Origin of the sequence: Nonomuraea sp. NPDC052129, from assembly GCF_040680095.1 — a bacterium.
Lineage (GTDB): Bacteria > Actinomycetota > Actinomycetes > Streptosporangiales > Streptosporangiaceae > Nonomuraea.
Map to the genome: position 1 here is coordinate 126,047 of NZ_JBFAVX010000036.1, position 11,438 is coordinate 137,484.

The following is an 11,438-nucleotide window of genomic DNA, read 5'->3' on the forward strand; positions in this document are numbered from 1 at the left end:
ACGCGCGGGGGCAAGGTTCTACCGCGGCTTGAGGCTTTCGCGCCCCCATCTGTGACTTGGATCGTTTGAGGTCGTGCTTCTTGGATCGGTATTTGTCGTCGGGGTCGCCGTAGTGACCGGGGGGCTCCTCCCGAACAAGTCCTGAACCCCAAAGACATCCCTGCATGACGTCGTGGAACCGGCCGCAGACAAGAAGTGTCGCTGAGGTAGGTCGGTCTGGCCTGACCTCAGCGGGTGCGGCGGCGTGCAGCGGGGTCGTGCTCGGCGGTGATGCGGGCGGAGGTCTCCTCGCCGAGGCGTACGTAGTGGCCAAGGCTGGCAAGGTTTTGGTGGCGAGATTTGGCCTGCAGTTCAGGGGCGGTGCGGCCGGCGGCGGCCAGGTGGGTCAGCGCGCTGTGGCGCAACTGGTGCAGGGTCCAGCCTTCACCGTGCGGGTCCAGTTCGGCGGCGGCGGTCTTGAACAGGTACTCGGCGCGGGGATAGGACAGCCGGCCCCGTCTGGTGAGCGGGCAGATGTCGGCGGCCGCGGGTGCGCGGCGGCCGGAGGTGGGGGCGCGTCGGTCGGCCAGGAAGAGCGGGCCCGCGATGCGGCCTTGAAGCAGACGGGGCAGCAGGCGGGCGGTGCCGGTGGCCCAGTGCACGTACTCGATCGCCCCGCCCTTGGAGACGACGCGGGCGCGGCGGAACTCGGGGTCGAGATCCTCGACGTTCAGGGACAGGATTTCCTCGGCCCGGGCGGCCGTCTCATACAGCAGCCGCCACAGGACTCGCTCCCGCACAGCGTGGCGGTCGTCGGTGAACAGGGCCTCCAGGCGGGCCTGCGGGATGGTGCGGTCGCCGCGGCGGGTGGTCTTGCGGCGTTGCAGCCGACGGGCGGGGTTGGTGGCCAGCAGGTCCTGGCGCTGGGCCCAGGTGGTGAAGGAGACCAGGGCGGACAGGTGCCGGTTCCAGGTGGCCGCGGCCGCAGTGTCCCAGCCGGTCATGACGGCGGCGTAGTGCTCGGGCTGCAGCGCGGCGACGGGGTGGTGTGGGCCGGTGACGGCGGTCAGCTGAGCGAGGGTGCGGGCGTAGCTGGTGCGGGTGGTGGCCGCGCCGAGCGAGTCGAGGAAGTGCGCGACCGCGTCGGCGACGGTGGCGCCGGAGTGCCCGTTACTGGCCGGGCTGGGCGCGCCGGGAAACGCGACGACCGGCATGGATGGACCTCCCGCGAAGACGATGTGACAGATAACGCTACCGAGACGGCCCGGACGGAGCGGGTGCCGAGCTGGCCGGACGGCAGCGGCTCGCCCGAAGAGTGACAGATAATGTCAATTCTCTGTCGCTGGTGATGGACTCCTCACCGTCACGCTACGTCGCTCCAAGTATTCGTCAAGTTACGTTCTGTGGGCAGCGGGGTGTTGATCTGTTAACGCCTCGGGTCGCCTTGCGGGGTCACCAGTCCGAACTGGCGCTCCTGTGGGCGCACAGGCGGGAGCTCCGGTTCCCGCCTGGAGCGAGCGGACGGCCGCCGCATGGCTGAGGCCGGTCGGTGTCCGCACCGTGGTGGGCCTCGGGAGAGCCCGGGGCGGAGCGAAGGCGAGGTGGCGGAGTGCATCTGACTCCGCATGAGCAGGAACGTCTGATGATCCATGTGGCCGCGGACGTGGCCCACAAGCGGAAAAAGCGGGGGCGAAAGCTCAACTACCCGGAGACGGTCGCGATCTTGACCGCGTATGTGCTGGAAGGGGCCCGGGACGGCAGATCCGTCGAGAACCTCATGGAGCTGAAGCATCAGCCGGACGACCTGCCGCTGCCCACGTACGAAGAGGTCATGCCCGGCGTGGCGGAGATGATCGGCGATCTTCAGATCGAGGCCACCTTCCCCGACGGCACCAAGATGGTCACCCTTCGCAACCCCATCCAGAAGCTGGGCATCCTCCCTATTCCGGAGGGGAGCAAGGAGGCGGCACCGGTTCACCCCGGGAAGATCGACCATCCGCGCGACGCCGGCCCGGTGGCCTTCAACGCCGGTCGCGAGGTCACGATCGTGACGGTCACCAATACCGATGACCGTCCCATCCAGGTGGGCTCGCACTTCCACTTCTACGAGGTCAATTCCCGCCTCACCATCGAGCCCAGCCGCGAGGCCGCCTACGGCAAGCGGCTGAACATCCCCGCGGGCAGCTCGGTGCGTTTCGAACCCCCTAACCCGCTGGAGGTGGAGCTGGTGCCCATCGAGGGCAAGCGCATCGTCGAGGGCCTGAACGGCAAGGTCGGAGGCAAGCTCCGTGACTGACTCACCAACACTTGAGCCGCCCGCACCTGAGCCGCCGGCGCCGCTGCCTGAGCCGCGGACAGAGGGAAGGCATCAGCCGTTGAGCCGGGTCGACTACGCCGACCGGTTCGGGCCCACCGTGGGGGATCGCATCCGGCTGGCCGACACCAATCTGCGGATCGAGATCACCGAGGACTGGTGCGGCGGTCCCGGCCGCAGCGGCAACGAGGTCATCTTCGGCGGCGGCAAGGTCGTGCGGGAGTCGATGGGCCAGTCGTGCGCGCCGCGCGACTCCGAGCGGTTCGGCGCCCCACAGCCGCCCGACACGGTCATCACCGGCGCGGTCATCCTGGATCACTGGGGGATCGTCAAGGCCGACGTCGCCATTCGCGACGGCCGGATCGTCGCGCTCGGCAAGGCCTACAACGACGAGACCATGGACCGGCTGCACGACGGGCATGCCACGGCGACGGACTTCGTGATCGGCCCCGAGACGGAGGTCATCTCGGGTAACGGCAAGATCCTCACCGCGGGCGGTGTCGACACCCACGTGCACTTCATCTGCCCCGAGCAGATCAATGAGGCGCTGGCATCCGGGGTGACCACGCTGATCGGTGGCGGTACCGGCCCCGCCGACGGCAGCACCGCCACGACCGTCACACCCGGCTCCTGGCACGTCGCCCGGCTGTTCGAGGCGCTGGACAGCTTCCCGGTCAACATCGGGCTGCTCGGCAAGGGCAACACCATGTCCACCGAGTCGCTGTACAACCAGGTGGAAGCGGGCGTGCTCGGCCTGAAGATCCACGAGGACTGGGGTGCCACCCCGGCCGTGCTGCGCCGCTGCCTGCAGGTGTGCCAGGCGACCGGCGTGCAGCTCGCCCTGCACGCCGACTCGTTGAACGAGGCCGGCAACGTCGAGGACACCATCGCGGCCATCGGCGACCATCCGATCCATGTCTTCCACGTCGAGGGTGCCGGCGGTGGCCACGCCCCCGACATGCTGACCATGGTGGGCCTGCCGAATGTGTTGCCCGCCTCCACCAACCCGACCCGGCCCTTCACCGTCAACACGGTCAAGGAGCACGTCGACATGGTGATGATCGCCCATCACCTGAATCCGCTGGTGGCTGAGGACCTGGCGTTTGCCGAGTCGCGGATCCGGCCTTCCACGATGGCCGCCGAGGACATCCTGCACGATCTCGGCGCGATCTCGATCATGTCGTCGGATGCTCAGGCGATGGGCCGCATCGGCGAGATGGTCATGCGGACGTGGCAGACCGCGCACGTGATGAAGGAGCGGCGCGGCGTACTGGACGGCGACAAGGCGGGCCAGGACGGGCACGACAACCGTCGCGCCCGCCGCTACGTCGCGAAATACACCATCAACCCGGCCCTCGCGCACGGCATCGACCACGAGGTCGGCTCGGTCGAGGTGGGCCGGCTCGCCGACCTGGTGCTGTGGGAGCCGAAGTTCTTCGGGGTCAAGCCGCACCGGGTGATCAAGGGCGGGCAGATCGCCTACGCGCAGGTCGGCGACGCCAACGGTTCCATCAGCACCCCGCAGCCGATCCTGCCGCGCCCGATGTGGGGAGCGACCGGCCGGGCCCCGGCCGCCAACTCCGTCAACTTCGTCACCGCGGCCGCCATCAAGGCCGGGCTGCGCGACCGGGTCACCGTGCGCAAGACGTTCACGCCCATTCGCGACACCCGCAAGGTCTTCAAGGCCGACATGCGGGAGAACGACGCCATCCCCGACATCCGCGTCGATCCCAACACCTTCGAGGTGGTGATCGGCTTGGAGGACGAGAACGTGAACAGGACGGAGATCGCCACGACCGAGGAGATCACCGAGATCGACGCCGAGGTCGAGCAGCTCGACAAGGAGATCGAGGAGATCGAGGAGATCGCCGACCGCGACGAAGGAGCCAGTGAGCTGCCGATGGCGCAGCTGTACTTCCTCTTCTGACCGCCACCTGGTGATCGCCCACTTGATCGCGCCCGTGAACGACTGCCCCGCGCATGACCCGCGCACGAGAGGTAAGCCGCGTCCGATGAACCGTGCCGCGCTACTCGTCTTGGCCGACGGCCGCTTTCCCGCCGGCGGGCACGCCCACTCCGGCGGGGCTGAGGCGGCCGTCACCGCGCGACGCGTGCGCGACGTGGCGAGCCTGCAGGAGTTCTGCCGCGGCCGGCTGCACACCAGCGGCCTGGTCGCGGCGGGCCTGGCCGCCGCGGCCGCCGCCGGCTGCGACCCGCTCCTGCTGGATGAGGCCGCCGACGCCCGCACCCCCTCACCCGCCCTGCGCCAGGCCGCGCGCAGGCTCGGCCGGCAACTGCTGCGCGCCGCCCGCGCCGCCTGGCCCTCGCCCGAGCTCGACGCCCTGGCCACGGCCCGGCCCCGCGGCGCGCACCAGCCCATCATCCTCGGCCTGGCCGCCCGCTCGGCCAACCTGACGCCGCTGGACGCCGCCTACGCGGCTGCATACGAGAGCGTCAGCGGCCCGGCCACCGCCACCGTACGCCTGCTCAGCCTGGACCCCTTCGACGCCACCGCCGTCCTGGCCCGCCTGGCCGCCGACATCGACCACCTCGCGCAGCAGGCCACCGAAGCCGCGCAACGCGTCCAGGCCGACGGCGTGCAGGCGTTGCCCGCCGCCTCGGCACCACTGCTCGACATCACCGCTGAACAGCACGCCGCCCGCCCGATGCGCCTGTTCGCCTCCTGACCACCTCGCCTCCCCGACCGTTCGCCTCCCGAGCACCGGAGCAGCCATGCACCTGCACCACAGCCACGCCTTCGCCGAGAATCACCTCCACGGTCCCGGCGGTTCCTCCCCCGGACACCCTGACGGACACCCTGACGGACGCCCTGACGGCCGCCGTCGCGCGCTGCGCATCGGAGTGGGCGGGCCGGTCGGCACCGGCAAGACCGCCACCGTCGCCGCCCTGTGCCGCGCGCTGCGCGATCACCTGTCCATCGCGGTGGTCACCAACGACATCTACACGCGCGAGGACGCCGAGTTCCTGCTGCGCGAGGCCGTCCTGCCCGCCGAGCGCATCAGGGCGGTCGAGACCGGCGCCTGCCCGCACACCGCCATCCGCGACGACATCTCCGCCAACCTCGAAGCCGTCGAGGACCTGGAGGAACAGCTCGGCCCGCTCGACCTGATCCTCGTCGAATCGGGCGGGGACAACCTCACCGCGACCTTCTCCAGGGGCCTGGTCGACGCGCAGATCTTCGTCATCGACGTCGCGGGCGGCGATGACATCCCCCGCAAGGGCGGCCCCGGCGTGACCGCCTCCGACCTGCTCGTCATCAACAAGACCGACCTCGCCCCGTACGTCGGCGCAGACCTGGAGGGCATGGCCCGCGACGCCAAGGCCCAGCGCGGCGACCTGCCCGTCGCCTTCACCGCCCTCAAAACTGAAGGCGGCGTCACGCCCGTGTCGGACTGGGTCCGCGCGCGCCTGGCCGACTGGACCGCGAGCGCCGCGTGATCCTCGCCTCCCAGGCCGCTGCGGCCGGGTGCACCAGCTCGGGCGTGCATGCCACCGCCCGGATCAGGGCGATCAGCGTGGGAGAAGAGACCGCGCTTCCCGTCCTGGCCGGCGCCGGCCCCTTCGACCTGCGCCGCCACCGCCCGCAGGGAAATCAGGCACGGGTGTGCATCCTCGGCGTGATGAGCGCCCCGCTCGGCGGCGACCGGCTGCGCCTCGAAGCCGCCGTCGAACCCGGCGCCCACCTGCACGTCACCACGGCCGCCGCCACCATCGCCCTGCGCGGCCCCACCCCCGGACACGCCACCTACGACGTGCACCTGAGCGTGGGCGAACAGGCGAGCCTGCACTGGCTGCCCGAGCCGCTGATCTCCGCCGCCCGCAGCAACCTGCGCCAGAGCTGCACCGTCGATCTCGCCGCCGGCGCACGTCTCGTCCTGCGCGAAGAACAGGTCCTCGGCCGCGCCGGCGAACCCCCGGGCCGGCTGACCACCCGCCTCACCGTCCGGCACGACCGACGCCCGCTGCTGAACCAGCAGAACACGTACGGGCCGGACGCACCCGGCTGGGACGGACCCGCCGTCCTGGCCGGCCACCGCGCCGCCGGCCAACTCCTCGTCGTCGACCCGGCTTTCGACGACAAGCCGCCGGACGTGCGGCTGTTCGGCGACGACCCGGCCCACGGGCAGGCCGTGCTGACCCCGCTCGCCGGCCCCGCAGTCCTGGTCACCGCCCTCGCCCCGGACGCTCTGCGGCTGCGCCGCCTCCTCGACGCGGCTTACCCCATATGCGGGGGACGCTTCTGGTGATGGACAGGAGGAAGGCGGCGCCGAGAGGTGGCGCCACAGGGAGACGCCGACAGGGCCGAGGACTCATCGGTGGCGGCTGGTTCGGCGGAGGCGGCGGACTGGGTTCCGACACCTGCACCGTCGATGGAGGCGACACCGTCAGTAGCTGCTGACCCCGCCCATGCACACGGGCGCGCCGGACATCCGGCGCGCCCGCCGTACCCCGGCACCCATCCATGCCTGCGCCTGCGCGGCCTCCGGCGCCCGAACAGCCTCTACGGCAGGGGGTACGGTTTGTGCTGGCCGTGGCATGAGTGTGGCGTCGAAGCGGATGGTCTCTGCGGCGCGCGGGGCCGACGATGACATGGTGAGCACCGCGAGTGAGGAGCCGCAAGAAGCCGAGGCCGCGACTACCCCGGCCCGATCCGGGGCGGGCCGCCGCCGAGCCTGGCAGCCGTGGGTCGGCGATGGCCCGCTATGAGCTGCTGGCCCCGCATCTGCATGAGGGAGTGCCCCTGGCCCGGCTGGCGGCGGGGCAGGGCGAGAGCGGTGTCACCTACCGGACGTTGCAGCGCTGGCTGGCGGCCTACCGGCGGGGTGGGCTGGAGGCGCTGGCCCGGGCCGGCCGAAAGGACAAGGGGCTGCGCCGATTCCCCGAGGAGTTGGTGGCCTTCATCGAGGGGATGGCGCTGCGTACGCCGCGGCCGAGCGTGGCCACGATCCACCGGCAGAGCGCTTCCGTCGCCGCCGCCCGCGACTGGCCGATCCCCACGTACTGGACGGTGCATAAGATCGTCAGCTCGCTGGACCGGCGCTGGTCACCCTCGGCGTGCAGGGCACCAAGAAGTACCGCGAGACCTACGAGCTGGTCTACCGGCGCGAGGCCGCCAAGCCCAATGAGATCTGGCAGGCCGACCACACCGAGCTGGACATCTGGGTGATCGACGACAACAACAGCCCCGCCCGGCCGTGGCTGACCGTGATCGAGGATGACCACTCCCGCGCGATCGCCGGCTATGCCGTCAATCTGGAAGCGCCCTCGGCGCTGAGCGCCGTCAACGGACGCGCCCGCCGCTTCTACGCCTCCCTCGGCGGAGTCCTCGCGGGCGAGGTGCCACCCGATGAGGTCTTCTACTCCTGGCCGGAGATCGCGGCGGTCCTCTGATCCGGCGACCCGACACCTGGTTTCGTCCGCGTGTAGCGGCAACGTTTGTTGATGAGTTTGGGCAACACCCCTGATCGTCGGGGTTTTGTGTTGATGAGTTTCAGCAACACTCGGAGGCTTGAGGTGGGAGTATCTGGTGTGTCACCCACTGTGAGGGGCGCTGGATGTCGCGGCAGTCCAAAACGAGCTGTAGGCGGCGATCCGGCGTGATGTGCGGGCGGGTCTATCGATCCGCGGGGTGATGCGTAAGCATGGGGTCTCGCATCCGACCGTGCGCAAGGCGTTGGAGTCGGCGTGGCCGCAGCCGAGGAAGAAGATGGCTCCGCGTGCGTCGTTGCTGGATCCGTTCAAGTCGTTGATCGATGAGATGCTGCGGGCTGACCTGGAGGCGCCGCGCAAGCAGCGCCACACGGTCAAGAGGATCTTTGATCGGCTGGTGGACGAGCACGGCGCGCAGGTGTCCTACGGGATCGTGCGCCGTTACGTTGCTGATCGTCGTCCGCAAATCCGGGTGGAGGCTGGTCGGGGACCGGTCGAGGCGTTCATCTCCCAGACGCACCTGCCCGGTGCCGAGGCCGAGGTCGACTTCGGTGACGTCACGGTGCGGATCGGCGGGCAGCAGGTGACGTGTTACCTGTTCAGCCTGCGGCTTTCGTATTCGGGTAAGGCGGTGCACCGGGTGTTCGCCTCCGGTGGGCAGGAGGCGTTCTTCGAGGGACATGTCCATGCCTTTGAGGTGCTGGGCGGGGTGCCGTTCGGCAAGATCCGTTACGACAACCTCAAGGCCGCGGTCGCTCGGATTCTGGGGCTTTCTCGGCAGCGGGTGGAGACCGAACGGTGGACGGCGTTCCGCTCGCACTACGGGATCGAGAGTTTCTACTGCCGTCCCGGGATCGAGGCGCGCACGAGAAGGGCGGGGTGGAGGGACAGATCGGGTGGTTTCGCCGCAACCACTTCGTCCCGGTGCCCGAGGTCGACTCGCTGGCCGAGCTGAACCAGATGGTGGACCGCTGGGACGAAGAGGACGAGCAGCGGCGGATCCGGTCGCGTCCCCGCACGATCGGCGAGCTGTTCGCCGTCGAGCGTCCGCTGCTGCGGCCGTTGCCGGACGAGCCGTTCGAAACCGGTCGGCACTTCTCGCTGCGGGTGGACCGCCACAGCCAGATCAGCGTCCGCACCAACCGCTACTCGGTGCCGGTCCGGTTGATCGGCCGGATGGTGCGGGTGGTGCTGCACGCCTCGGAGCTGGTCGTCTATAACGGGCGCGAGGAAGTCGCCCGGCATGAGCGGCTCAAGGCCAAAGGCGCGCCCTAGTCCAGGTGCTGCTGCTGGGCCGCCACATGAACCACGAGCACATCGTGGCCGGGATCGCCGCCGCGCTCCAGGCCGGGGCGTTGACCGCTGACGCGGTCGCATTGGAGGCCCGCAAGGCTGCCGAAACTGAGGACGCGGCCGACACCGGCAAGGCCGATCAGGCGGCATCGGCCCCGGCCGCGACCGTCACCTCGCTGACCGCTCGGCGGCTGGCCCAGCTGCCTGTCGATCGGCGGCCGTTGCCGTCGGTGGCCCACTACGACCAGCTCTTGCGCCGTCGCCCATCCGGGAGACAAGGATCGACCAGCCAGGGAGAGGTTCAATGACGACCAATCGCCACTGCGGACTGACCGAACAAGCCGCCGAAACCGCTGTGAACAGCGCCTGCCGGATGCTGCGGCTACCCACCGTCCGGGCCAAGTTCCCCGAGCTGGCCGAGGCCGCCGCCCGCGATCAGATGACCTACCGAGGGTTCCTGGCCGAGCTGCTGATGGCCGAGTGCGACGACCGCAGCCGGCGTCGCTCCGAACGCCGGATCAAGGCCGCCTCGTTCCCTCGGCGAAAGGCGCTGCGCGAGTTCGACTTCGACGCCAACCCCAACATCGATCCCGCCGTCATCCACACCCTGGCCTCCTGCGAGCCAAGACCTTCACCGACCCGCGTCTCTGCGCGGCCATTGTCGACCGCCTCACCTTTGGCGGAACCATCCTCGAGACCGGCACTGACTCCTACCGGCTCGCCCAGACCCGCGCCCGCACCGAACAAGCCACTGGCTGACCACTGCCACCACCTACACCATCACCCCTCAAGCCCCGTGTGACCCGTTGGTGAGCACAGATGTCTCATTCGGTGAGCTCTGAGAGCGCCGGCCACACCTCCACGGCCGCGAAGGCGCCGGGGAAGGAGTACACCAGCCGGCCGTCCGGGGTGAAGGTCATGGTGCTCACTGGTATCCACCCCGGCCCCGGTTCCGGTCCCATCACTGCGAGTGGTTGCCCGCCTGGGTCCAGGAGGTATACGCGTCCGCCGTAGTCGACGGCCACGGTCCCGTCCGCCGGATTCAGCGCCGCCACGCAGGTGTGCACCATGTCCTTTCCTGGGATCATGTGCACCCTGTCGTGTCGAGGTATCGACCCCCAGTTCTCCAGGGGACCCCGGCCGTCGAGGCCGCCCACGCACAGTTGACCGTCGGCCGCCAGCACGCGACCGCGTACCGAGTCCGCCAGGACGGTCCGGATCCAGACCCCGTTGTCACTCGCGGGCGAGCTCAAGGCTGGAAATCGGGAGTCGGCGTCCCGCAGCGTCCGGATCGGCACGCCTGTCCACAGGCCCCAGAGCACGATCGAACGATCCCAGCTCATCGTGATCAGATGGCGCTCGTCGTAGGTTACCGCGACCCACATCACCTCTTCTGTGCCCGGCAGCGTGAATCTGCAGGATCCCTGGTGCAAATCCCAGATCCGCGTACCGTCCCGGGCCGCCGTGACCACGATTCGACCCACCGCCGACACCGCCAGAATCGGGTGGCTGTGCCCGGGCAACTCCGTGGTTACCGTCCAGCTCGCCACGTCCCAGATCCGGATGCCGTACTCGCCGAAGGCGTGCATGCTCGTGGCCATCAGCCGGCCATCTGGGGTCACCGAAAGCGCGGAGACCCCCAGCGAGCCCGACTCCACTCGGACCACTTCACTGGTGGACAGCGAGACGGTGAACAACTGGCCGTAGGCGTCGACGACCACACAGGTGTCCCCGTCAGGGAGGACCGCTCGCGCCTCGGGGATGTACGCCTGCTCGATCCCTATCTTGCGAATCGGTGTCAGAACTTCGATCAACGGCTTGCTCCAGGGTCGGTGACAGCACGCCGACCGCTGCGACCCGGACCTCGAAGCGATCTGGCGATCAAGTGCCGCCAACCATAGCGGTCAAGATCGACAGATGCCTCCGTCTTGTTGACACACGCCTACAGGTGCCTCGGCTTCGATGGCGATGCCTCAAGTTCGGTGGCAGGAGGCAGATCAGTACCACGCCCGCGCTTTACCTATGCATGCCCCATGACACTGTCGCTATATCTCATCGACATCACCGCCCCGACGACCACGCAGCCGTCGCTCAGACCAGCGAACAAACGTTGCTGCTTCTCACGGCCACAACCAGACACCAGCCGCGTCACCAATCGAGGATCTTGGTGACAACAAGTCCGCCTAAGTGACAAGCAGCATGCTTCGGCTCACCAACCACCGCAGCCAAGCCGACCACGACAAATACCGATCCAAGAATCACGACCTCAAGCGATCCAAGTCACACCCCCATCCGCCCAGCACTGTGAGGTTGTCACTTCAGGTGTGTAAAGATCGTTCCTGAGAGCTTGAGAGCGGTCTTTACCTGATGCGGCCTGGATAGGCGATGTCGAGTTCGATGA

The 11,438-nt window shown here is 69.1% G+C and carries 10 protein-coding genes and 1 pseudogene; 8 read left to right on the forward strand and 3 right to left on the reverse strand.

Going from position 1 to position 11,438, the window contains the following annotated elements:
* Window positions 1-227: 227 nt before the first annotated feature.
* A complete protein-coding gene (locus AB0L53_RS48270; protein WP_364010205.1) occupies window positions 228-1,193 on the reverse strand; it encodes a site-specific integrase in 966 nt (321 codons plus the stop codon).
* A gap of 395 nt (window positions 1,194-1,588) precedes the next feature.
* Between AB0L53_RS48270 and AB0L53_RS48275 the strand changes: the two genes are divergently transcribed.
* From AB0L53_RS48275 to AB0L53_RS48295, 5 genes are all read left to right on the forward strand, one after another.
* The gene (locus AB0L53_RS48275) at window positions 1,589-2,275 is read left to right on the forward strand and encodes an urease subunit gamma (protein ID WP_364010208.1); all 687 of its coding nucleotides are present in this window, start codon (window positions 1,589-1,591) and stop codon (window positions 2,273-2,275) included.
* 79 nt (window positions 2,276-2,354) lie between these two features.
* Window positions 2,355-4,220, forward strand: coding sequence for an urease subunit alpha (locus tag AB0L53_RS48280; protein WP_364010211.1), 1,866 nt, complete (start codon window positions 2,355-2,357; stop codon window positions 4,218-4,220).
* An 85-nt stretch (window positions 4,221-4,305) separates the two neighbouring features.
* Window positions 4,306-4,980 carry an urease accessory UreF family protein gene (locus AB0L53_RS48285; RefSeq protein ID WP_364010214.1) on the forward strand — a complete coding sequence of 225 codons (675 nt, stop codon included), beginning with the start codon at window positions 4,306-4,308 and terminating at the stop codon, window positions 4,978-4,980.
* 46 nt (window positions 4,981-5,026) lie between these two features.
* Window positions 5,027-5,752, forward strand: a complete 726-nt coding sequence (gene ureG / locus AB0L53_RS48290) for an urease accessory protein UreG (RefSeq protein ID WP_364010217.1) — start codon at window positions 5,027-5,029, stop codon at window positions 5,750-5,752.
* Window positions 5,749-6,561: an urease accessory protein UreD gene (locus tag AB0L53_RS48295; RefSeq protein WP_364010220.1), complete on the forward strand. Its 813-nt coding sequence runs from the start codon at window positions 5,749-5,751 to the stop codon at window positions 6,559-6,561. The genes ureG and AB0L53_RS48295 overlap by 4 nt, the downstream gene beginning before the upstream one ends.
* A 565-nt stretch (window positions 6,562-7,126) precedes the next feature.
* On the opposite strand, the gene AB0L53_RS48300 is transcribed toward AB0L53_RS48295, so the two are convergent.
* Window positions 7,127-7,312 carry a hypothetical protein gene (locus AB0L53_RS48300; protein ID WP_364010223.1) on the reverse strand — a complete coding sequence of 62 codons (186 nt, stop codon included), beginning with the start codon at window positions 7,310-7,312 and terminating at the stop codon, window positions 7,127-7,129.
* 57 nt (window positions 7,313-7,369) lie between these two features.
* Here AB0L53_RS48300 and AB0L53_RS48305 point away from each other — a divergent pair, with 57 nt between their 5' ends.
* From AB0L53_RS48305 to AB0L53_RS48315, 3 genes and pseudogenes are all read left to right on the forward strand, one after another.
* Window positions 7,370-7,705 carry a hypothetical protein gene (locus tag AB0L53_RS48305; protein ID WP_364010226.1) on the forward strand — a complete coding sequence of 112 codons (336 nt, stop codon included), beginning with the start codon at window positions 7,370-7,372 and terminating at the stop codon, window positions 7,703-7,705.
* Between the two features lie 199 nt (window positions 7,706-7,904).
* Window positions 7,905-9,345 (forward strand): annotated as a pseudogene (istA, locus tag AB0L53_RS48310) (IS21 family transposase).
* On the forward strand, window positions 9,342-9,839 hold the full coding sequence (locus AB0L53_RS48315) for an ATP-binding protein (protein ID WP_364010229.1): 498 nt from the start codon (window positions 9,342-9,344) through the stop codon (window positions 9,837-9,839). The pseudogene istA and the gene AB0L53_RS48315 overlap by 4 nt, the downstream one beginning before the upstream one ends.
* Window positions 9,840-9,861: 22 nt before the next feature.
* On the opposite strand, the gene AB0L53_RS48320 is transcribed toward AB0L53_RS48315, so the two are convergent.
* Entirely contained in the window at window positions 9,862-10,851 is a 990-nt protein-coding gene (locus tag AB0L53_RS48320; RefSeq protein WP_364010232.1) for a WD40 repeat domain-containing protein, read from the reverse strand.
* Between the last annotated feature and the right edge of the window lie 587 nt (window positions 10,852-11,438).